This window comes from Sphingosinicella sp. LHD-64, assembly GCF_031157375.1.
Lineage (GTDB): Bacteria > Pseudomonadota > Alphaproteobacteria > Sphingomonadales > Sphingomonadaceae > Allosphingosinicella.
Genome location: NZ_JAVIFV010000004.1, coordinates 406682 through 430087, shown reverse-complemented (window position 1 = coordinate 430087; position 23406 = coordinate 406682). Strand labels below are relative to the sequence as shown.

The following is a 23406-nucleotide window of genomic DNA, read 5'->3' as shown; positions in this document are numbered from 1 at the left end:
CGCGCTACCGGTAGAAGCGGACATTCCCCAACTCGAGCGTCGCCTGCCCGCCGGGCTCGCCCTCCAGCCGGAAGATGAGCGCGCGCAGGCGGGTCAGGTCCAGCGCCGCGGCCCCGGGGCTCCGAAGGCTACTGAATGGGATGGTGATTTCCCGGACCGTCTCGCCGGCGCTGAAGCTGGTCCGGAATGCGCTGCGCGGCTCGATGCCGTAGCTTTCGAGCATGAGTGCGTACCGCCCTGTACCGCGCGCATCGAAGGCGATCCCAGTGAAGCCGTTCGCATCCGCGAGCTGGATGGCGCCCGGGGTCAGCGGAAAGACGAGATTGGCATAAGGTTGCGGCGCCGCGCCCATGCGTGCGTAGATGAAGAGACGCCCTTCCGGGTTGCGGACGTGATGTAGGTGGCTGTGATCGACCCCGGACTCGTTCGTCTCGACCGGCAGAGTATCGAGATCGGTGCGGCCGTCGGTCCGCGCGCCGGTGTCGATCGGGCCCGCCATCCGGTGGCGCGGCAGCGACGAGAGCGCGTCGGATTCGAGCTGGGCCCGAAGCGCCGGCAGGGCGATGTCCTGTCCAGCCACGAAGACCCGGCGGACATCGTACAAATCCTCGATCCGCTCGTCCGGGCGCCCGCCGACAAGGACCAGATCGGCGCGCTGGCCCGGCGCGATCCGGCCATGATCCTCGCTTTGCCGGAGGATGCCCGCGCTGACGCTGGTCGCTGCGGCCAGGGCTTCGGCCGGGGTAAAGCCGTGATCGGTCAGCACCCGGACCTCGCGCACCGCCGAGGAGCCCTGATAGACGCCGCCGATGCCGGCATCGGTGCCGATGCCCACGCGAATCCCGGCCGCCTTCAGCCGTCGCAGATTCTCCCGGAGAATGTACCAGCGCCGCGCCTCGTAGTCGGGGATCTCGTGGGTTCCGGTTCTCTCCGCCTCTTCACGCGCCCGCTCCTGCGGGCGAAGGCTCTGCCACTCGCCAGGCGCGAAGGCACGGTCCTGCTGCGGCTCGTAGACCACCATCGTCGGGACATAGGCGGTGCCGTTCGCCCGCATCAGCACGATCAGCTCGTCGTCGATGAGTGCGTCGCCGATGCCGTGGCCGATGGCGTCCACCCCGGCCCCGGCGGCTATCTTCGCGCCGGCCAGCGTGACAGTATGGGTGATGACCGGGATATTCGCTGCGTGCGCGTGCTCGACGATCGTCCGGAGCGTCGGCAGATTCATGCTGTCGAGGTCCGCCGAGCGGCCGTAGCGCCAGCCGTCCGCGAACACCTTGATGACGTTAGGCCTGTAGGCGAGCGCGCGGCGCATCGCGATCTCCGCCGCGCGCGGCGTCGTCGCCTGCAGCGTGAAGGCGTCGCCCCAGCCATATTCGGTGCCGTGTCCCTGCGGCACGCCGAGGCGGATGGCGAGCATCAGGTTCGGTGCCGTCACCGCGCCGGATCCGGACATCTCGCGCACTGGCGCCAGCATCTCGCCCGACATGGAGAAATCGTTCACCGTCGTGATGCCGTGGACGAGATGCCCGGCATAGGCCTTGCCGAGATCGTCCGGCGCCGAGAAGCCGGACGCGCGCAGGTGGGTGTGAAGGTCGTGCAGGCCGGGGATGAGGGTCAGCCCACGCGCATTCACGACGCGGGCACCGCGCGGCGCGCGGAGGCCAGGACCGACCGCGACGATCCGCTCGCCCCGGATCAGCACGTCGGCGGTGGCGGCCGGCGCCCCGGTCCCGTCGAACACGCGCGCGCCGCGGATCAGCGTGCCGCCATCCGGCGCCGCGCCCATGCACAGCAACCCGAGCAGCACGCCGACGAGCTTCCACCAGCTCACGGCAAGGGCTGCCGGCGCATCAGCGTGAGATCAAGGAAGTCCTCGGTGGCGCGAAGGGCACGCAGCCAGCTGTCATGACGGAAGAAACTGTGCCGCTCGTTCGGGAAGACGAGCTCGCGATAGGGAATGCGCCGGGCGGCCAGCTCGCGGGCGAGGAGCAGCGACTGCGCGAAATCGACATTCCGGTCGTCGTCGCCGTGGATCAGCAGGACCGGCGAGCGCCAGCGCTCGATCGCGCCGAGCGGCGAAGATTCCCACTGAAGCTGGCGGGCACGTTCCTGCGCCTCGGGCGAGAGCGTGTTCGCCACCGGGCGGAGCATGGAGTGAACGCCGTGCAGGTCGACGCCCGAGGCGAAGAGATCGCTGTCGCGCGCCAGCGCCAGCGCGCCGAGATAGCCGCCCCAGCTTCCACCCCAGACGCCGATGCGGGCCGGGTCTACGTCATTCCGCGCGGCCAGCCACCGGCCGGCGGCGAGGATGTCGCGATATTCCGATGCGCCCTCGCGGCCCGTGTCCGGCGCGTCGCGGAAGGCCTGCCCGTAACCGGTGCCGCCGCGATAGTTCACCACCAGCACATGATAGCCCAAGGTGGCCAGGTGCTGGTTCATCACATAGGCCTTGGAATAATAGCCGGACGGGTGGAAGCCGAGCAGCATCTGCCGGCGCGGGCCGCCATGGATGTAGACGAGCGCAGGCCGCGGCCCCGTGCCCCGGGCGGAAAAGAACTGGGCTCTGATCTCCATCCCGTCGGCCGCGCGGAAGACCACCGCTTCGGGCGCAGAGAAACCGGAGGCGGTCGGCACTTCGGCGAGCGGAGTCGCACGCGCCCCGAGCAGGACGGGATGGGCGGGCGTGGAGACGCCGGTCTCGATCGCCGCCACCTCACCGCCGGCGATGGTGGGGAAGAAGTGCATCCCTTCGCTGCCGCCGAGCCGCACCGGCGCGCCATCCCGGAGCGGCCGGCGCCAGATGCGGCGGCGGTCGATGTCGTCGGCATTGGCGGCGTAGAGAAGCTGATCCCGGTCGACGACGAAGGTCTCGACCTCATAGTCCCCGCCGGTCAGGGCGCGCGGCTCGCCGCCGCGCGTAGCGTCCAGCGCGAAGACGTGGAGCCAGCCGGTGCGCTCCCACGGAAAGAGGATCAGCCCGTCACGGCTCCAGAAAAGGTTGCGGCTCCGCGTTCCCGCATAGCGACCGCCCTGGCCCGGCGGCGCCGACCAGAGCGTGCGGGCAGCGCCGGTCGCGATATCGACGACCCGGATCGACCAATAGGGGCCGCTGTCCGGCGCGGCGGCGGCGGGCGGCGACATATAGCGAATGAAGGCGATCTGCCCTCCGTCCGGCGAGAAGATCGGTTCGACCGACTGGCCGAGCCCCGGGTCGAGATAGCGCAAGCGCTGCCCGTCGGAGTCAAGCACGGCCACGTAGCTATGCTCGTCGCGATCCTCGGAAAACAGGAGCTGCGTGCCGTCCGGCGACCAGGTGAACCGATCGATAGTGCCGCTGACCCGGGCGATCCACCGCGCCTCGCCGCCGCGCACCCAGAGCCAGATCTCGCCCCGGCGGGTGAAGGCCAGCCGCGCGCCGTCCGGCGAGAAGGTTGGGGAATGACCTTGCCCGACCATCACGGGTGCTCCGCCATCCGCCGGGACGACGAACACCTGCTGGGGCGGCGTCATCGGCGCGATGCCGGTGTTGGGCAGGTCTTCCTCGTCCGGATATTCCTCGTCGCCGCCGGCGACGTAGGCGAGGCTGGCGCCGTCGTTGCTGAAGGCAAGATCGTAGAGCTGCTGTCCGTCATCCTGCGTGGAGGCCGTCACCCGCCGCGCCGGCTGTCCGCGCATCGCGGTCCAGATGTTGCGCACCCCCGCTTCATTCTCGACCCATGCAAAGCGCGGCGCGTCGTCGGCGCCGGTCAGATTGCTCGCCACCGGAAGGGCGAGCGCTTCGGCCAGCGCGTCGCGCGGCTCGGCGACACCTGGCTGGGCAAGGGCAAGCCCGAGCAGGGTCAGCCACAAACGAAGGATCATGCGAAGCGCCATCGCATCGACTGAAGCCGCTGCGTGCGGCGTGCGCAAGCGCCGGCCGGCGGAAAATGCCCCTGCGTTATAGCGGCGCCAACGCTCTGAATGAGTGGTGCCGGGTTGTTCCGGCCGCGTTGTGAACTAGGCTCCGTGCCATGCATGCGCTCCGCTCCCATTTCCTCGCCGCCCTGCTGATGCTGGCGATCGGCGCGGTTTCGCCGGCCTATGCCTATCAGGGATCGCTTCGGCAGCGCGTCGAAACCGCGCTCGCTGCCGCCCCGCCCGGCGCGCGGTTCGGATTGCTGGTGACCACGGAAGACGGCCGCGAGCTGATCGCGATCAACGCCGACGATCGCTTCATGCCCGCCTCGAACACGAAGATGCTCACCACCGCCGCAGCCTTCGCGACGCTGTCCGGGCTGGACCAGCCGGACAGGGCGGGCGGCGCGGCGGTACGGCTCGAAGGGAACGGGCGGATGGCCGATGTCATCCTGACCGGGCATGGCGACGCGCGGCTGTCGAGCGCGCCGGACTGCATCACCAATTGCCTTGCCGCGCTGGCCGACGCGGTCGCGGCTCGGACCCGGCGGGTGCGCCATGTCATCGGCGACGACAGCCTCTTCCCCGACCAGCGCTGGAGCCCGGGGATGAGCTGGAACAACATCCAGAGCCGCTATGGCACCGCCATTTCGGCGCTGACGCTGGACGACAACGAGCTGGTGATGCGCGTGACGCCCGGCGTGGCCGGAGAGCGTCCCACCCTCGACATGTTGCCCTGGTACGAGGTGGAGAATCTCGCGACGACCGTCGCCGAAGGAGGGGCCGACCTGCAGTTTCGCCGGATGCCGAACCGCCGCACACTGCGCCTCACCGGTACGATCGCGGCCGGCGCCGAGCCGGAGATTGTGCGCATGGGCATCGACGATCCGGCCCATTTTGCCGCGTGGCGGCTGCGGACCCTGCTCGAAGCGCGGGGCGTCCGGGTGACGGGCGACACGGAGGTGCGCCACCGGCCCTTCTCGCGCGATGCCGACGATCCGGCGCACCGCAGCGGCCCGCCGATGCCGCGCCCGCCTGAGCCGGCGGCACTCGCGCGCCTCACCCCGCCTCCGCTCACAGAGGACCTCACCCGCATCAACAAGGAGAGTCAGAACCTGCACTCCGAGTTGATGATCCGCCGATTGGGTCTCGTCACCGGTTCGGGCTCGATCGAGGATGGCGTCGCGGCGATCGCGGCGATGATGGAGCGCGCCGGGGTGCCGCGCACCGCCTGGGACCTGTCGGACGGCTCGGGCATGTCCACCTACAACCGCGCCTCGCCGCGCGCGGTCAACGCCCTTCTGCGCTGGGCCGCCACGCAGCCGTGGGGCGCGGCGTGGCTTGCCACCTTCCCCGTGGCCGGCGTGGACGGCACGCTCGCCCGCCGCTTCCGCGACACGCCGCTGCAGGGGCGCCTGTTCGCCAAGACGGGCACGCTCAACGCGACCAATGCCCTCTCCGGCTACATGATCGCGCGCAGTGGCCGGACGCTGACCTTCTCCTTCTACGCCAATGACGTACCGGGAGATGTCAGCGCGACCGAGTTCATGGACAGGGCCCTCAACCTGATCGCGGCGGAAAACTAGGGCGCGTCCCAGGCGGCGACCGCCGCATCACCGGTGGCGCGGCGCAGCTCCAATATCCCAGTCTCGCGATGGCGGGTCGGGTGGACGCGATTTGTCAGCAGCGTCCAGGCAAGGCCGCGCTCGAAATCCACCCAGAGGCCCGTGCCGGTGAAACCGGTATGGCCGATCGTCTCGTCCGAACAGGCGTCGCCGCCGTGCCAGCCGTCGAAGCGTCGTTCCCAGCCGCAGGTTCGGCGCTCGTGCGCTGGCGTGCGGATCGCCTTCAGGACGAACGACGACGCGCCCGTGCCGTCGAGCAGGCCGGCGGCGACGTCCAGCACGCCCGCCACCGTGCCGAAAAGTCCCGCATGGCCCGGCGCGCCGCCGAGTGCCCAGGCATTCTCGTCATGGACTTCGCCCTTCATGACGCGGCCGCGCCACGAACAGGCTTCGGTGGCGACCGCGGGTCCGGGCGGCGGGCCGAAGCTCAAGCCGGCGCCGAACGGCCAAGCCGACAAGGGCGCGCCGGTGATCCGCTCGATCGCAATGCCGAGGAGGATGAAGTTGATGTCGGAATAGACCGGCGGGCCGTGGCGCCACTCGCGCTGCAGCACGAAGGCGCGCAGGCGTTCCGGATCGTCGCCATAAGTGTAGATCGGCTCGACCGCCGGCAGGAAGGTGCGATGGGCGAGGCAATCGCGGAAGGTCAGCGTCCGTTCGGCGGCGTTCGCGACGTCATATTGACGCAGGTCCGGGATCGCGTCGGTGAGTGGCCGGTCGAGATCGATCCGGCCCTCCTCCGCCAAGGTCAGGATCATGGTGGTCGTGGCGATGACCTTGGAGACCGAGGCGAGGTCGAACCAGTGGCTTTCGGTCAGCGCTTCCGGTTCCGGCACGAGCGCCGCCATGCCGGCGACGCGGACCGCCCGCCGTCCGTCCGCCGCGACGATGCCGAGCGTCGCGCCGGGGATTCGGCCGGCGGCGATGGCTTCCACTGCGGGGGCGAAAGCTTCTTCCACCACGTTCTCGATCATGCCGGATCGTCCGCGGGCCGGGCGCGGGCTCTCGTGATCAGCGGCAGGAACAGCAGCGCCGCGAGGCTCAGCAGGCCGGACAGGAGGAAGAAGAGATCGAAACCCCGATAGCCGGCCCGGTCGAACGCCTCGACGATCGACCCGCCGGCACCCGACAGCAGGCGCGGCAGCAGGAAGGCGAAGCCTGAGAGGAAGGCATATTGCGCGCCTGGATAGCGGGGGTTCACCAGCAACGAGAGATAGACCACGAACACCGCCCCCGCCATGCCGTTGCCGAACTGGTCGGCGGCGGTGGCGATGTAGAGCGCCATCCCGTCGACCGGCTGGTGGGCGAGCCAGACGAAGCCGAAATTGCCGAGCGCGGCGAAACCGGCGCCTATCGCCAGCGTCCACCCCTGCCGCCAGCGCGCCGCCATCCAGCCGCCGAGACCGACGCCGACGATGCTCGAGACCAAGGCGACATAGGAATCGGCGAGGCCGATCTCGGTCAGCGAATAGCCGAGCCCGCGGATCATCGGCTTGGAGAGGTTGAGCGCCAGCACGTCGCCCATCCGGTAGATCGAGACGAAGGCCATCAGCGCCAGCGCCATGAAGCCGTAACGCCAGAAGAAATCGACATAGGGCCCGAGCGCGACGGAGCGCCGCGCCGGCGCGGTCGGCGGCAGCGTGCGGATCTTGGGCAGCGCCGCCGCCATCGCCAGGAACGGCAGCATGCAGATCACCAGCACGTAGGGCGTGACGTTGGTCTGGCCGCTGATCCCGATGCCCGAGGCGGCGCCGAGCAGCAGCCAGCCGACCGCCGCCACGACGGCGATGAGGACGCCGAGAATGAGCCCGCTGGCGCCGAGACCGGTGAGGAGCGCCCCGCTCCGGCTGCCGCCATGGTCCGGGTCCGGCCGCATCGCGGCGAGCAGCGGGAAGGGCAGGAAGGCGACGGCGGCGATGGCGAGATAGGCGCCCGTCCAGCCCCAGCCAGGCTGGTCGGCGACAAGCAATGCGCCGCTCCCTGCCGCGACCATCGCGGTGCGATAGCCCCAGAGATTGGCGGCGGCGAGCGGCCCTTGCTCTTCCTGGGTCGGCGCGAGCTCGATCCGCCAGGCGTCGGCGGCGATCTCCAGCGTCGTCGTCCAGAAGGCGAGCAGCACCGCGAACAGCGCGGTGATGCCGAGATTGGCGTCCGAGGACGTCAGCCCCATCACCGCCATCGAGACGAAGATGCCGAGCTGGGCGAGCATGATCCAGCCGCGCCGTTTGCCCCAGAAGCGGCCGAATCCCGGAATTTCGTAGCGGTCGAGCAACGGCGCCCAGAGGAATTTGAAGGTCGGCAGCAACTGGACCCAGGCGAAGAAGCCGATCACGACCAGCCCGACCTCATGCGCCTGCAGCCGAAGCGAAAGCACGGTCGAGAACATGTAGAAGGGCAAGCCGGCGGAGAAGCCGAGCAGCACATAGAGCGCCTGGCGACCGAGGCCGCGCGGCACCACCTGACCCGCCGACGCGGAACTGCCTTGTGCTTGTGACGCCATCACCCTCCCCTGCGCCGGCCGTGCCGCCAGCTTCATTGCGTCGCTGGTATCATTTCCGGCGGGTTTTCGGCGACACAATGGCGCGAGGTTATGGGTTGGCCAACAGAAACTATGACGAGCCGTGACAATCTTGTTACTTAATGCCGGCTGGCTGCTGCCCAGGGGGATTGATCAGATGCGCGCTTCCACGTCACTGAAAACGTTTCTCTTTTCGGGAGGCGCCTGTGCTGCGCTGGCGATGGCCGGCGCCGCCTCGGCGCAGACCGCCACGGCCGAAGGCGCTGGCGAGACCGCGATGGCGCAGGCCACCGAGGCCTCGTTGAACGAAGCGCAGCGCCGGGACGAAATCGTCATTACCGGCACCCGCGTCATTCGCGACGGCTTTCAGGCGCCGACTCCGCTGACCGTGCTGACCGAGGCGGAGATCGAAAGCGGTTCGCCGTCGAACAACATCGCCGATTTCGTCAACACCCTGCCGTCGCTTGCCGGCTCGACGCGTCCTTCCAACTCGCGCCTCAACATCTCGAGCGGGCAGGCGGGCATCAACGCGCTCAACCTCCGCAATCTGGACGCCGGCGCAAGCGGGACTCGCACGCTGGTGCTGGTCAATGGCCGACGATCGGTGGGCTCGGCGATCACCGGGGTCGTCGACATCAACACCATCCCCCAGGCGCTGATCTCGCGCGTCGAGGTGGTGACCGGCGGCGCCTCGGCGGCCTATGGCTCGGACGCGGTCGCGGGCGTCGTCAACTTCATCCTCGACAACCGATATGAGGGGCTGAAGATCGAGGGCGATACCGGCGTCACCCAATATGGCGACGGCTTCAACTATTCGGTCAACCTCACGGGTGGCATGTCGTTCGCGGGTGGGCGCGGCCACATCCTGCTGAGCGGCGAGATCGCCCATCGCGATGGCATCCTTCAGGTCGACCGCGACTGGAACCAGATCGGATTTCTGCGGTTTGAAAACCCGGCCTATCTCGCGAACGCCAACTCGGGCGCCCCGCAGTACATCTTCGTGCGAGGCGCGGGTCCGACCAATTCCACCCCTGGCAGCATCATCACCAACTCCGCGGGCGGCGCCGCCAATCGGCTGCGCGGCCTCTATTTCGGCGGCGGCGGGTCGGTCAACCAGTTCGTCTGGGGGGATCTGACCTTCCCGTCACCCACCGGCAGCGCCGTGCCGCTGCGCACGCGCGGCGGCGACTGGCGGGTCAACGATTCGGGACGCAATATCGGCCTGGATCCGGAGGATGACCGCCAGGGCGTGTTCGGCCGCATCAGCTACGAGATTGCCGATGGCATAGAGCTGTTCGCCGAGGCCGCGTACAATCGACAGGAGATATTCTTCAACGCCGGGCCGAACCTGCAGACCGGCATCGTACTCAATGCGACGGGCTGCACCCAGACGCCGGTGCCGGTCACCTGCAACGCGTTCCTGCTGAACACGCTGGGCGCTGATCGGCTGCAGGGCATCACCAGCGTGACCATTGCCACGACGTCGGCCGACCTGCCGTTCCGGGGGATCGACAACCGGCGCGAGGTGCAGCGTTACCTGATCGGCGCGGAGGGCGAGTTCGACCTGTTCGGGCGGGCCGCGCGCTGGGACGTCTATGGTCAATATGGCCGCGCCGAACTGCGCGAGCAGCTGCGCAACATCCAGAACGGCGCGCGGATCAACGCCGCGCGGGACGCGGCCTTTGCGCCCGCCGGCAGCGGTTATCCCGTCGGTTCGATCCAGTGCCTGATCAACGTCGATACCAATCCGGCCAACAATGACCCCGCGTGCGTCCCGTTGAACCGTCTCGGTGTCGGCGTCGCCGACCCGGCGGCGATCGATTACGTGCTGGGCGATCCGTATCGCGACCAGGTGATCGAGCAGACCGTCGTCGGCTTCAACCTCTCGGTTACGCCGTTCGCGACCTGGGCGGGCGATGTCAGCGTGGCGATCGGCGCAGAATATCGCAAGGAAGAGGTCAGCGGCTTCGTGCCCGACGAGTTCCAGCCGGTGCCGGGCGTCGACTCTAGCGGCAACCCCATCGTCACCAATCGTTGGTCGGTGGGCAATTACCTGCCGAGCTTCGGGTCGTACGACGTCCGGGAAGCATATCTCGAAACCGTGATTCCGCTCGGGCTCGGCCTGGAGTTCAACGGCGCGGTGCGCGCGACCGACTATTCGACCGCCGGCTATGTCACGACCTGGAAGGCGGGCGCGACCTGGCAGCCGATCGACGACATCCGCCTGCGCGTCACCCGTTCCCGCGACGTGCGCGCGCCCAACCTCAACGATCTGTTCCAGGCGGGCACGGCGAACAGCGATTCGGTGACCAACCCCGGCTTCGTGAACGGTGAGAGCCCGTCCTTTGTCCCAGCGGGCCAACTCCCGGTAGCGAGCTACAGCTATTCCGGCTTCGCGACGGGCAACCCCGACCTGGATCCGGAAAAGTCCGACCAATGGAATATCGGCGCGGTGTTCTCGCCGACCTTCCTGCCCGGCTTCAACCTCGCGGTCGACTATTTCGACATCGAAGTGAACAGCGGGATCAGTACCTTCAGCGCGCAGCAGATCGTCAATCTGTGTTACCTGGGGGAGCAGGCGTTCTGCGACGCGATCAGCGTCGACGCCGCGCGCACGCAAAACCCGGCGCAACCTTATCTGATCATCCGGACGCAGCCGTTCAACGCGGCCAGCCAGGAGGTCCGCGGCATCGACATCGATGCGTCCTACCGCGTGCCGCTCAACCGCTTCTTCGCCGGCGCAACAGGCATGTTCACGCTCCGCGGCCTCGCCACCCGTTATCTGGAGAACCGCTTCGACAGCGGCGTTCCGGGCACGGTGGTGCTCAACTCGGTGGGCGTGAACGGCGGCCAGTTCAGCACGCCAACATGGATCTACCGCATCAGCGCATCCTACGACACCGACGCTTTCGGCATCACCGCGATCGGCCGCGGCGTCAGCGCCGGCAAATATGTCGCCAACGGCATCGAGTGCCAGACGGATTGCCCGGTCTCGACCGTCAATGCGCCGACCTATGAGCGCAACCGGGTCGATGGCACGTTTTACGTCGATCTCAATCTGACCTCGCGGTTCCAAGGGTTCGGTCGCGGCGGAGAGTTCTTCATCAACGTGACCAATGTGTTCAACGCCACGCCGCTCCTGCTGCCCGAAACCGGCCTCGCCGCGAACAGCACTTACAGTGACTTGCTCGGACGGCAGTTCCGCGTCGGCGTCCGACTGCAGTTGCGCTAGCAACAGGTCCCTGGCGAAGCCGCGGCCTTCGGGCCGCGGCTTTTTTTCTTGGCGCCCTGACTCGTTCAGGCGTCGATGCGAGGACGAGCGATGAGTTATTTCCGCCCCCACGAGGGGGTGCTTCATTGCGAGGGCGTGCCGCTGCCAGCCATTGCGAAAGCGGTGGGCACGCCCGTCTTCGTCTATTCGACCAATGCGATGCGGGCGCAGGCGAACGCCCTGCGCGCCGCCCTTTCGTCACTCGGAGATCCGCTCATTGCCTATGCGGTGAAGGCCAATCCCAACATCGCCGTCCTGACGACGCTGGCGGCCGAGGGGCTGGGCGCCGATGTGGTCTCGGGCGGAGAATATAGCCGGGCGCGTGCCGCGGGCATTGCGCCCGACAAGATCGTGTTCTCCGGCGTCGGCAAGACCGCCGACGAGATGCGGCTCGCGCTCGAAGGCGGTCTTTGCCAGTTCAACCTCGAATCCGTCCCCGAGGCCGAGATGCTTTCCGGGGTCGCCCTGTCCATGGGCCGGACCGCGCCGGTCGCCTTCCGGGTCAACCCGGACGTCGACGCCGGGTCGCACGCGAAGATCTCGACCGGCGCGGCCCACAACAAGTTCGGAATTCCGATCGACGATGCGCCAGCTGCATGTACAAAGCTCCGGGACCTGCCGGGGCTCGAGCTCAGGGGGCTCGCGGTGCATATCGGCAGCCAGCTCACCAGCCTCGCGCCGCTGGAGGCCGCGATCACCAGGCTGGGCGCGATGATCGCGCACTTACGTTCGCAAGGGCATCCGCTTCGGACTGCGGACCTCGGCGGTGGCCTCGGCATTCCATATGATCCGTCGCTCCCGCCCCCGCCCGGCATGGAAGACTATGGCGCGATGGTGGCGCGCCTGACGCGCGGCTGGAATGTGAGGTTGATCTTCGAGCCGGGCCGGCTGATCGTCGGCGATGCGGGCGTTCTCCTGACCGAGGTCATCCGGGTCAAGCCCGGGCCCGTCGCCCCGTTCGTGATCGTCGATGCCGCCATGAACGACTTGCTGCGTCCCAGCCTCTACGATGCCTGGCACGAGATCGGCGCGGTTGTTCCCAGGGGCGGCGAGATGATCGCCGACGTAGTCGGGCCGGTCTGCGAGAGCGGCGACGTGTTCGCAACGGCCCGGCGCCTCGACCGGGCAGAGGCGGGTGACCTCATGGTCATTCGCACGACGGGCGCCTATGCCGCCACCATGGCCGGCACCTACAATTCGCGCGCGCTCGCGCCCGAAGTGCTCGTCGACGGATCCGACTGGGCTGTGGTCCGGCCCCGGCGCGGAAGCGAGGCTTTCCTCGCCGATGAAACTGTTCCGGTCTGGCTATCGCGCGCCGGATAACGTCATTGGTCGCTGCTCGAGAAGCAAGCCGCTTGTTAGCCACATATCCGCGCACGGTCGCTCGTGCCGTAGGCTATGATGGCAGTATCATCGCGCCGAACCGCCAACCGAGTACCCACCGCACCTCGGCGCGGACGCGGCCGCGATCGGGAAGGCAAACCTCGACGATCGATCCCTTGGGGATCTTCTCCTCACACTCGGCCATGAAGCCGCCCTCCGAGATGTTGGCGAGGCGGCCAATGAGCTCGCGACCGCAATCGTCCGCCACGACGATGTCGGCGCGGCATTCCCAGCGCTCCGGACGCTGCGCGTAAGTCGGACTTTCGGCCTTCAGCGCACCCATCGGATCCTCCCGCGGCGATCTGAACACAAATCCATGGCGAACGAGGCGTGCATCAGTTTGCGGCCGTCTGGAGATGCAGCCGTTCCTTGTTCCATTCGGAAAGCTCCGCCTGCGTCGGCTGCCCCAGCAGCGACCGGTCACGCAGTTCGCGAAGCTCCTCCAGAGGCATCGGCACGCCCAGCTCATAGCCCTGCAGGAAATCGCAGCCGAGCAGCTGCAGCAGCCGCGCCTGCCAGTCGCTCTCCACCCCCTCGACGACGACCCGCATGTCGAGGCTGTGCCCGAAATCGATGATCGAGCGGATGATCTGCGTGGCCTTGCGCTTGTCGCCGACTTCGCGGAGGAACGATTTGTCGAGCTTCAGCCCGTCCAGCTCGAAGTGCTGAAGATAGCTGAGCGACGAATAGCCGGTGCCGAAATCGTCGAGGTAGACCTTGATGCCGATCTCGCGCAGTCGGGAGATCGAATGGCGCGCGGCGGCGATGTCGGCGATCAGCACGCCCTCGGTCACCTCGACCGTCAGCAGCTCCGGCCGGGTTCGCGACACGAGCAGCTTGTCGAAGATGCGGTGAACGAAGTCCGGCTGCCGGAAATAGATCGGCGACACGTTGACCGCGATCGACGAGGTCTCGAGTTCCTGGATGGCGCCGAGCGCGGCATCCAGCGTCCATTCGGTGAGCGGCATGATCTGCCCGCTCGCTTCGGCGATCGAAATCAGCGTCGAGGTCGTCACGTCGCTGAGCATCGGCGACTGGGACCGCAACAGCGCTTCGGCGCTGCTGAAACGTCCGGTGCGGGCATCGACGATCGGCTGGTAATGCAGCTCGAACGCCTGCTCGATCATCGATTTGCCGAGCTCGATCCGGATCGAGCTTTCGCGGATCTGGCGCCCGCTCAGCATGTCGTCGTAGACGCGGCAGCCGCCGCGCGGCGCACCTTTGGCCTCGTACATGGCGACGTCGGCCCGGCGCAGCAGCTCGTGGCCATCATCGAGCAGCGTATCACCGACCGCGATCCCCACCGAAGCGGCGACATCGACAGTCCGCCCATCGATCAGGAACGGCTCGTTCATGACCTCGACGATGGCGTGGCCATAGTCTTCCGGCCGCTTGACCGCATTGCAGGGGACGATCGCGGCGAACTCGTCACCGCCAAGCCGCGCGAAAGCGCTCGCGCCCTCCAGCACCGTCCCGGCGCGGCGCGCCACCTCGATGAGGAGATGGTCGCCCACCTTGTGGCCGAGCGAGTCGTTCACGTCCTTGAATCGGTCGAGATCAAAGAACAGGATGATGATGTTGCCGGAACCGGAGCGGATGTTCGCCAGATCGTCGAGCGCGCGGTTGAAGGCGGACCGGTTCATCAGATTGGTCAGCGGGTCGCAGTCGAGCCGTAGACGAAGCTCGTCGCGCTCGCCGGCGATGGCGTCGCAACGCTCGCGCCCCTGGCGCAGCTGGACGAGCGCAACGATCGGAACGACCAGTGCCAGGCAGGCAATCGCCAGGGCCAGCCACGCGGGGACCGGTGTCAGGCCAAGAGCGTAGGCGACGACACAGGCTGCCGAACTCACTCCGGCGGTCGCGAATGCGCCGACCCGAAGCGCGGTTTGCCAGTCTTTGGGTCGCGAGGCCTGCCGAATCATGAATCAGCCCATTTGGAACGCATCGAAGGCAACCGGTCATGGCCGAAGATGGCGCGGGTTTGCTCGCCCAGCTTGCGCTCGGCCGCATCCTTGGCAGTGTCGAGCGTGTCGATGACGGCGCGCTGCTCGAAATGGGCAGCCATGCGGGCACGCAGGATCGGCAGGCTGATCGGCTTGGTGACATAGTCACTGGCGCCGGCATTGATCGCCGCAACCACCGACATTTCCTCCCCGATCGCGGTGCACATGATCACTGGCAGCTTGGAGCTGGAATAGAGCTCGCGGATCGCGCGCAGGGTGTCGAGCCCGGAAAGCTGCGGCATCATCCAATCGAGCAGGACCATGTCCGGCAGCCGCTTCGAGATGATCGAAAGCGCCTCGCGGCCGCTTTCCGCCATGACCGTCGCGTAGCCGCTGCTCTGCAGACCGCGATCGAGCAGCAGGCGATTGTCCTCGATGTCGTCGACGATCAGGATCAGCTTCTGGGTGCCCTGCCGGGCCTCGGGCGCGTTCATGCCACCATCTCCCGAAGCGATTCGGCAATTTCCCGCGGCGTCGAGGCTCCCTTGGTGAAGAAGCGGTGACCCGCGGCAGCCAGGGTGCGATGCTGACTGAGACTGATCTCGCATCCGGACACGACGATCAGCGGAACATCCACCAGCGTTTCGTTTGCCGCCAGACGCTCGATGACGCCAAACCCATCGAGACCGGGCATGGCGAGATCGAGCACGATCGCGGCTGGGCGGACATCGGATGCCATCTCGATGCCCTGCAGGCCGTCATTGGCGCGGCGCGTGGAAAAGCCGGCCTGCTCGACGCTGCGCTTGATCAGCTCGGCCGCATCGTCGTCATCGTCGATGACCAGGATCTCGCCATTCGCCCGGGCGCGATAGACCTGGGTCACCGCGCGCAGCTGGCTTTCGGTCAGCGGCTTGCGCAGATAGTCGGACGCCCCTGCTTCGAGCCCCCGGGCCCGATCATCGTCTACGGTGATCAGAATGACCGGCGTCAGGCCGAATTCGGGATCGGCACGCAGCTCGGTCAGGACATCATAGCCGGAGCAGCCGGGCAGCAGCGCATCGAGGAGGATGAGATTCGGCCGATGCTCGCGGGCGAGCTCGAGGCCGGTTTCGCCATCCAGCGCCGCGAAGACATCATAGCCCATGCGCTCGAGCCATCGCTGCATGAGATCGATCGCGGCCTCGTCATCGTCGACGATCAGCGCGCTGCGCTCCGAGGTCCGGACCGGCAAAGGACGAAGGGCAGCGACTGTCGGCCGCCCCTCATCGGCCTGACTGTCTCCCGGAGGGCTGAGGGGAAGGTGCAGGCGGAAGGTGGATCCCTCGCCCTTGACGCTTTCAACGACGCAGTCGCCGCCCATCATGCGGGCCAGCCGTCGGGTGATGGCGAGGCCGAGACCGGTGCCGCCGAACCGGCGCGACGGACCCGCTTCCACCTGGCTGAACGCTTCGAAAAGGCTTTCGAGATGCGCGGCATCGATGCCGATGCCCGTATCGTGCACGGTAAAGCTGATGCCCGGCGCGCCGCCGCGCATCAGCGGCTCCACCGACAGCGCCACGCTTCCCTTTCGGGTGAACTTGAAGGCGTTGCTGAGCAGGTTGAGCAGGCATTGCCGTACCTTGCTCGCATCGCCGATCATGATGCCGACATCTTCCGACAGCGTGAGCTCGAAGCTGTTGCCGTTGCGCTGGTCGGCGGGGCAGGCGGCGACGGCCGCTTCGGCCAAGGCACGGACATCGATGACGCCACGGTCCAGCATCGTCTTGCCGGCCTCGATCCTCGCGAGATCGAGAATGTCATTGATCACGGTGAGCAGATTGCGCCCGGCGAGCTGAATCCGCTCCAGATCGGCAACGGCCGAGTTGTTGCCGGCCTCGGTCGCGTCCTCCTGGAGGAGCATCGCATAACCGAGAATGGCGTTGAGCGGAGTCCGGAGCTCGTGGCTCATCTTCGCCAGGAATTGGGACTTGGCGAGGTTCTGCTGGTTCGCCTGCTCGCGTGCATTTTCGAGCTCCAGCATCGCGTCGCGCGACTGACGCGCAACCCGACGCATTTCGCGACTGAGCAGTGCAAGGTCCGCTTCGATCTCCGCGGGATTGAGCGCCTGCCCGCGGCTCCAGTTGAACTTCTCGGACCCGACGTCGCGCAGGATTCCGGGCTGCGCGAGCAGCAGCTCGACCGGCTGGGCAAGCAAGCGCGCGAGCGCCTCCGCCAAGGGGCGGGCGAGTGCCAGGCCCATGATCGTGCCCGCCGCCAACATGCCGGCCACGATGATTGCAACCGGCTGCAGGAAAGAGTCGACGAGCGCCAGGCCGATCGCACCGGTGATGCCCATCACGAGCAGCACGCCGTAAAGCGACTTCCGCATCGCCCGCGTCAGGGAGCGGCGCGCGGCCTGTCGCAATGCGGATGCCTCGGCAAATTCGTCGCGACTACGCACATCGTGATTCATGTCGTTACTCATCGTCCCCGGTCATCGTGTGCACGCTCAGGCAGCCTGCGGCACCGGCTTGTCGCCGGCTCCCCTGCCCGCGATCATCGGAATTTCCATTGTAAAGCTGGTGCCGACACCGCGTTCCGAGCGCACCTCGATGGTACCCCCCATCATCTGACAAAAGCGTTTGGTGAGCGCGAGGCCGAGCCCCGTGCCACCAAAGCGGCTGACCGTGTCGTTCTCGGCCTGCCCGAAGGTCTCGAAGATTCGGCGAAGACCTTCCGGAGAAATGCCGATGCCGTTGTCGGTCACTTCGAGCATGAGCCGGTCGCCACGATCGCTCGGGCGCCTCAGCACGGTCAGCATGATCGTGCCCTTGGTGGTGAACTTGGCCGCATTGCTGAGCAGGTTGAGCAGCGACTGGCGAACCTTGAGCGCGTCGAGATCGAGCGTGCCGAGATCCTCCGGCATGTTGACGACCATGCGGTTGTCGCGCTTGCTGACCAGCGGCGAGGCAGTGGCGATCACTTCGTCGATCAAGGATTTGAGGACGACCGGCTGCGTCGAAAGCTCGACGCGATTGGCCTCGATCGAGGACAGATCGATCACGTCCGTGACCAGCGCCAGCAGATGGCGCCCGGCCGCATGGATGCGATCCAGGTCCTGCATCTTGCGACTGGCATTGGGTTGGTCCTCGAAATTCTCCCGCAGGATTTCCGCATAGCCGATCACCGCATTGAGCGGCGTGCGCAGTTCGTGGCTCATCTTCGCGAGGAAGATAGACTTGCGCTTGCTGGCGAGCTCCGCGGTTTCCATCGCCTCGCGCAGCAATTCGAGCCGGCCACGCTGATCGATCGTCTCCTGCTCGAGGCTGAGACTGATCCGCATGACGGTCTCATAATAGAGGCACAACATTGTCATGTAGGCAAGCGCGGCCAGGATCGAGAAGGTGTTGGCGAGCTTCAGGCTGTCGGTTGCGAGCAGATCCGGAAAGTCGCCGAATGCAATCCGGGCGGTGACGAAGCAGATAAGCTGCAGCGCGACTCCGGCCAGGGTCACCTTGATGGAATCGGCGAGGTAGAAGAAGCCCAGCACCATCGCGATCAGGAACCAGGGCAGAAGCGGCGAGCTGATGCCGCCGAAGAAGAAGGAGCCGAACAGGCTCAATCCGACCAGCACCTGCACGCTGACCATCGCGGCGAGACGGAGGCTTCCTCCGAAGCGCAGCAGCAACGGAATTGCGAGGAAGCTGACGACGATGGCCTCGGTCGCCCAGAATTGCCAGACCGCGCCGGCCGATGCCTGCCACAGGAAATAGGTGACGCTGTGGCCCATGACCGGGCCGAGCAGATGCAGCAGCACGAAGGTGCGCGTCATCAACCGGTCCGACTCGGTTTCCCGGATCGCCGGCGGGATGAACCAATCGATGAATCGGTAGATCGACTTTTGCATGCGGCTCCCCCGAGGTGCCGAACTGGGTAGCCATGGATGCTTAAGATTTGGCGAATGACACGCTTTACGGCGTCTTAATCACCTTTCGGTAGAAACCGCAGCCGGGCTCCATTGGGGTACCGGTATCTGTGGGGGGCGGGCAACCGCATGGGTCTGATAATGTCACTTGCGAAGTTGCTGCCGGACGGGTTCCGGCTCAGCAATCTGCTCGACTATTTCATTCCTGCCGAGATGCAGGTGAATGCCGAGACGCATCGGCGCGCCCGCATGTTCATGATCAGCCATGTCTTCGGTCCGATCCTCGGCAACACGATCCCGCTCTACATGGCGGTGACCGGCATCTCGCGGGACTACCGGCTGGTCGTCTTCTTCGCGTCGATCGTGATGTTCTGGATCTACCCATTCGCGCTGCGCAGGACCGGGCGTTACCAGCTCATCGCCTTTCTCTCGGTCCAGAACCTGACCTTCTGCGTCCTGTGGGCCTGCTATGCCTATGGCGGCACGGCATCGCCGTTCCTGCCCTGGATCCTGATCTTCCCGTTGCTGGCCTTCCTGTACCTTCCGCCCAAAGGCGCGGTCCGGAACATCCTGCTCGCGCAGATCTTCGGCAGCGTGGCGATCTTCCTCGCTCTCTGCTTCAGCGGCTGGCCGTTGCCGCCCGTCGATGTCGACCGGCTGCAGGTGATCGGCATGATCTCGATGGCCTCGGTCGCGATCTACTTTGCGATGATGTCGCTCTATTTCGCCAAGATGTTCCATGAGCAGAGGGAGTTCTCGCGCGAGCTCAATTCACTGGTGTCCACCTCGGACAATCTGCGCAATCTGACCGCCGCGGCCTATCAGGCCAGCGCGGCGAAGGCGGATTTCGTCGCCGGCATGAGCCATGAGCTGCGCACGCCCCTCAATGCCATCATCGGCTACAGCCAGCTGCTGCTCGAGGAGGCCGAAGAGGAGCAGGACAATGCCACCCTCGCCGATCTCAAACATGTGCACAAGGCCGGCTCAGACCTGCTGCGGCTGATCGACGATATTCTCGCTTATTCCCGGATCGAGGCCGGCAAGATGCCGCTCAATTCGACCCTCGACCGCGCCGCCAACCATATCGACAGCTGGCGGCGCGAAATCGGCGAGATGCCGGCGCGAGACGCTTATGCGATCGAACTCTCGGCACCGGACCGGATCTGCGAGCTTCAAACCGATTGGCGCGCGGTCGGCGCGACGATCAAGCATCTCGTCGCCGGGATCGCCAGTCAGAACCAGGCCGGCAAGCTCGCGATTTCCATGAGGCAGTCGCCGGACCGGTCGCTTGAAGTCCTGTTCGTCGATCGTGCCGGCGACGGCGTCGCCCGTCCGATCACCATCATGCAGGAGATGTTCGAGCACAGCGACGACGCCTCGCCGACCAAATATGGCGCGACCGGCATCGAGATCGCCCTCGCGTTCAAGCTCGCCCAGCTGCTGGGCGGCGTCATCGCGCCGGTGACCGCTACCGACGGCAGCCCCGCCGCGCTGCTGCTCATTCCGGATCTCTCGCCGGCCCAGTCCGAGCTGGCCGCCTGAGCGATCTCACAGGGATTCCATCCATGACCAAGATCCTGATTGTCGAGGACAATGAAATGAACCGCGACATGCTGGCGCGTCGGCTCGAGCGCAAAGGCTATGAGGTCGCGTGCGCCGTCGACGGACCGGAGGGGATCGCGATGGCTTCATCCGAAATGCCGGACATCATCCTGATGGACGTGGCGCTGGGCGAGATGGATGGCTGGGAGGCGACCTCGGCGATCCGCAGCAACCCGACCACCGCCGGGATTCCGGTGATCGCGCTCACCGCGCACGCGCTGCAGAGCGATCGCCTCAAGAGCATCGAAGTCGGCTGCGTCGACTTCGAGACCAAGCCTGTCGCGCTGCCGCAGCTGCTCGAGAAGATCGAATTTCACACCCGTTAACCATGGCTGATGCGCAAACCTTATCGCTTGCGCGCTAGCTCTCCATCATTGGCAGGCAGTGGGGCCTCATGACCGGAATCGACGACAACGCACCGAAATTCGATGCGCTCGAAGGCAGCATGCGGGACTTCCGCTATCTGCCCGGCACCGACCTGCTCGCCCGCGTGTCTGCCTTCTACGATTGGCAGCAGATCCGTCGTGCCGCCGGCGTCTGGCCGCTGGGCCGCTCGACCGAGCACGGCGCCTTCAGCCGCTGCAGCGCCCGCACCGACGAGGGTGCGCTGTTCGAGGGTGTGAACTTCGCCAGCCAGGATTATCTCAGCCTCAACTCGCATCCGGTGATCCTGGAGACCGCGATCGAGGCGATGCGCGAATATGGCGTGCACAGCGCAGGCTCGCCCGCACTGGTCGGCAACACGTCGCTGTCGATCGCGCTCGAGGACAAGATCGCCGAGTTCCTCGGTTATGATCATGTCGCGCTGTTCCCGACCGGCTGGGCGGCAGGCTTCGGCGTGATCAAGGGCCTGGTGCGGCCCAACGACTATATCGTCATGGACGCGCTGAGCCACGCCTGCCTCCAGGAAGGCGCGCAAGCCGCGACGCGCAACATCCACCTCTTCCGCCACAACCAGATCGAGGGCGCGCGCGAGAAGCTCGCCAAGATCCGCTCGACCGACACCGAGAACGGCATCCTGATCGTCACCGAGAGCCTGTTCTCGATGGATTCGGACACGCCCGACATCCGAGCCCTGCAGGAGCTCGCGCACGAATATGGCGCCACCCTGCTCGTCGACGTCGCCCACGATCTCGGCAATCTCGGGCCCACGGGGCGCGGCTTCATCGAGATCCAGGACATGCTCGGCAAGGTCGACGTGGTGATGGGCAGCTTCTCCAAGACCTTCGCCTCGAACGGCGGCTTCGTCGCCGCCCGCGGCCGGAGCGTGAAGGAGTATATGCGCTACTTCAGCTCGCCGAACACCTTCTCGAACGCCCTGTCGCCGGCCAGCGCGGCGATCGTCGGCAAGGCGTTCGACATCGTGAGCTCGGCCGAAGGCGCGAAGCTGCGCGGCGAGCTGATGGCCAACATCCAGATGCTGCGCAGTCTGCTCGGCGGCTGCGACCTCGAAACCTATGGCGATCCCTCGGCAATCGTCTGCGTCAAGATGGGCACCGAGGCGCTGGCCCGCCTCGCCAGCCGCCGCCTCCCGGCGCTGGGCATGCTCGCCAATCTCGTGGAATTCCCGGCCGTGCCGAAGGGCCAGGCGCGCTTCCGCCTGCAGGTCATGGCCAGGCACAGCCAGCACGACATCCTGGACGCGGTCCATCGCCTGTCGGCGGCCACCTCCGACGCGACCGAAGATCTCCAGCTGCTGCAATCGGGCGCGATCAGCCTGGCGACGCTGGATGAAGCCCGGCCGCTGCCACGCCGGCCTGCGCGGGAATCCGTGCAGGTTGCCGGCCCGGCCATGGACGATGCCGTACGCAAACCGCCAATCCCGGCCAACGAGCGCCGTCGCCGTTCGCGCTCGGCCGCTGCGGCCTGACGTTTACCATTTACGCCGCATTTACTTCGTTCGGGTATCGACGGCCCGAACAAAAGGAAGTTCGCATGATGCACAAGTTCGTTGCGCTCGCCTCGTTCGGCGCCGTTGCCCTCGCCGCGCAGCCGGCTTTGGCCCAGGAAGCCGGCGACATCGTCGTCCGCGCCGCGGCCTCGCGCACCAAGCTGGTCGACGGCGGCGAGATCCGGGTCAACGGCGTGGTCGATCCGACCGCCGGATACCGCACCCGCGACACCTATCACGGCACGCTCTCCGCCACCTGGTTCCCGATCACCGGCGTCGGCATCGACGCCTCGATCTCGACGCCCGCGACGACCAACAACATCCCCGCGGGCAGCCTCGCCGGCACGCCCAATCTCGGCGACGACGAGTTCGTGCTGGCGACAATCGGCGCGCGCGTGCAGCCGTTCCGCGGCCAGGTCTCGCCCTATGTCGCCGGCGGCCTGCAGGTGCAGTTCACCACCCAGGAGCGCGACGGGCTCGGCGTCAACCTCAACATCCCGAGCGCCCACGGCCCCTATGTCGAGGGCGGCATCGAGTTCAACGTGACGCGCCGCTGGGGCCTGTTCGCCTCGGTCCGCAAGGCGTGGTACCACACCAACGCCTCCGGGCTGCTGCCGCTTGATGCGACCTTCACCAATTTCGCGCAGGTCAATGCCCGCGCCGAGCTCGATCCGCTGACCATTCAGGCCGGCGCCCTCGTACGCTTCGGCCGGCCGGATAGCGAGACCGGCGCGCCGATCGGTCCCGACACGTCGCGCTGGACGATCCGCGGCGGCATCACCACCCTGTCGCTCGCCGACCGCGTCGACCTGTCGGTCGGCGGCGCGCCGTTCGCGGGCGCGGACCTGTCGACCTTCGAGCATCACACGCCGACCGTGCAGATCGGCTATTTCGTGGTGCCACACTTCGCGATCAACGCGACGCTCGGCATCCCGCCGACGATCGACGTCTATGGCGGCGGCTCGATCGGCGCGCTGCCGAAACTCGGCCGGGTCACCTACGGTCCGATGGCGCTGACCGCCCAATATCATCCGCTCCGGCACGGCCGCATCCGGCCCTGGCTCGGCGTCGGCCTCTCCTACATGGTTGTCTTCGACACCGAAGACGGCGCCTTCCAGGATCTGGAGGTCGAGAATGATCTCGGCTGGGCGTTCGAAGCCGGCGCCGACGTCATGATCTCGCAGCGCTGGAGCCTGTTCGTGGAAGCGAAGAAGGCGATGCTCCGGCCCACCGCGACCGGTACCTTCAACGGGCTGCCCGTCGTCGGCGAGACGCGGCTCGATCCCTGGGCGTTCACTGCCGGCGCAGCGGTCAGGTTCTGACCGGCCGCCTGTCGCCGTCGCCGACGTCCTCGCGATGACGGCAGGGGTTTAAT

The 23406-nt window shown here is 66.8% G+C and carries 16 protein-coding genes; 7 read left to right on the top strand and 9 right to left on the bottom strand.

The genetic code is table 11. The features are described from left to right. Positions 1–4: 4 nt before the first annotated feature. Together RCO27_RS15490 and RCO27_RS15485 are read right to left on the bottom strand one after the other, a co-directional pair. Entirely contained in the window at positions 5–1831 is a 1827-nt protein-coding gene (locus RCO27_RS15490) for an amidohydrolase family protein (RefSeq protein ID WP_309003605.1), read from the bottom strand. After that, positions 1828–3861 (bottom strand): alpha/beta fold hydrolase, encoded by a 2034-nt coding sequence (locus RCO27_RS15485; protein WP_309003604.1) that lies wholly within the window; start codon positions 3859–3861, stop codon positions 1828–1830. The genes RCO27_RS15490 and RCO27_RS15485 overlap by 4 nt, the downstream gene beginning before the upstream one ends. A gap of 149 nt (positions 3862–4010) precedes the next feature. On the opposite strand from RCO27_RS15485, the gene dacB reads away from it, so the two are divergent. After that, positions 4011–5480, top strand: coding sequence for a D-alanyl-D-alanine carboxypeptidase/D-alanyl-D-alanine-endopeptidase (gene dacB / locus RCO27_RS15480; protein WP_309003603.1), 1470 nt, complete (start codon positions 4011–4013; stop codon positions 5478–5480). On the opposite strand, the gene RCO27_RS15475 is transcribed toward dacB, so the two are convergent. Beyond that, positions 5477–6493, bottom strand: coding sequence for a serine hydrolase (locus RCO27_RS15475; protein WP_309003602.1), 1017 nt, complete (start codon positions 6491–6493; stop codon positions 5477–5479). The genes dacB and RCO27_RS15475 overlap by 4 nt on opposite strands. Further along, positions 6490–8019 (bottom strand): permease, encoded by a 1530-nt coding sequence (locus tag RCO27_RS15470; RefSeq protein WP_309003601.1) that lies wholly within the window; start codon positions 8017–8019, stop codon positions 6490–6492. Before RCO27_RS15470 ends, RCO27_RS15475 begins: the two co-directional genes overlap by 4 nt. Positions 8020–8257: 238 nt before the next feature. Between RCO27_RS15470 and RCO27_RS15465 the strand changes: the two genes are divergently transcribed. Further along, on the top strand, positions 8258–11269 hold the full coding sequence (locus tag RCO27_RS15465; RefSeq protein ID WP_309003600.1) for a TonB-dependent receptor domain-containing protein: 3012 nt from the start codon (positions 8258–8260) through the stop codon (positions 11267–11269). Between the two features lie 90 nt (positions 11270–11359). Next, positions 11360–12631: a diaminopimelate decarboxylase gene (lysA, locus tag RCO27_RS15460; protein ID WP_309003599.1), complete on the top strand. Its 1272-nt coding sequence runs from the start codon at positions 11360–11362 to the stop codon at positions 12629–12631. A 73-nt stretch (positions 12632–12704) separates the two neighbouring features. On the opposite strand, the gene RCO27_RS15455 is transcribed toward lysA, so the two are convergent. From RCO27_RS15455 to RCO27_RS15435, 5 genes are all read right to left on the bottom strand, one after another. Further along, entirely contained in the window at positions 12705–12974 is a 270-nt protein-coding gene (locus RCO27_RS15455) for a PilZ domain-containing protein (RefSeq protein WP_309003598.1), read from the bottom strand. Positions 12975–13026: 52 nt separating this feature from the next. Continuing rightward, positions 13027–14541, bottom strand: a complete 1515-nt coding sequence (locus tag RCO27_RS15450) for an EAL domain-containing protein (protein ID WP_309003597.1) — start codon at positions 14539–14541, stop codon at positions 13027–13029. Between the two features lie 68 nt (positions 14542–14609). After that, positions 14610–15128 (bottom strand): response regulator, encoded by a 519-nt coding sequence (locus tag RCO27_RS15445; protein ID WP_309003596.1) that lies wholly within the window; start codon positions 15126–15128, stop codon positions 14610–14612. Next, on the bottom strand, positions 15125–17002 hold the full coding sequence (locus RCO27_RS15440) for a response regulator (RefSeq protein ID WP_309003595.1): 1878 nt from the start codon (positions 17000–17002) through the stop codon (positions 15125–15127). The genes RCO27_RS15445 and RCO27_RS15440 overlap by 4 nt, the downstream gene beginning before the upstream one ends. Before the next feature lie 120 nt (positions 17003–17122). After that, a complete protein-coding gene (locus RCO27_RS15435; RefSeq protein WP_309003594.1) occupies positions 17123–18520 on the bottom strand; it encodes an ATP-binding protein in 1398 nt (465 codons plus the stop codon). A 159-nt stretch (positions 18521–18679) separates the two neighbouring features. Between RCO27_RS15435 and RCO27_RS15430 the strand changes: the two genes are divergently transcribed. The 4 genes from RCO27_RS15430 to RCO27_RS15415 all read left to right on the top strand — a co-directional run bounded on the left by RCO27_RS15430 (position 18680) and on the right by RCO27_RS15415 (position 23353). Next, positions 18680–20080 carry a HAMP domain-containing sensor histidine kinase gene (locus RCO27_RS15430; RefSeq protein ID WP_309003593.1) on the top strand — a complete coding sequence of 467 codons (1401 nt, stop codon included), beginning with the start codon at positions 18680–18682 and terminating at the stop codon, positions 20078–20080. Positions 20081–20103: 23 nt separating this feature from the next. Then, positions 20104–20466 (top strand): response regulator, encoded by a 363-nt coding sequence (locus RCO27_RS15425; RefSeq protein ID WP_309003592.1) that lies wholly within the window; start codon positions 20104–20106, stop codon positions 20464–20466. Positions 20467–20534: 68 nt separating this feature from the next. Beyond that, positions 20535–22010 carry an aminotransferase class I/II-fold pyridoxal phosphate-dependent enzyme gene (locus tag RCO27_RS15420; protein WP_309003591.1) on the top strand — a complete coding sequence of 492 codons (1476 nt, stop codon included), beginning with the start codon at positions 20535–20537 and terminating at the stop codon, positions 22008–22010. A gap of 65 nt (positions 22011–22075) precedes the next feature. Further along, positions 22076–23353 (top strand): OmpW family outer membrane protein, encoded by a 1278-nt coding sequence (locus tag RCO27_RS15415; RefSeq protein WP_309003590.1) that lies wholly within the window; start codon positions 22076–22078, stop codon positions 23351–23353. Positions 23354–23406 lie beyond the last annotated feature (53 nt).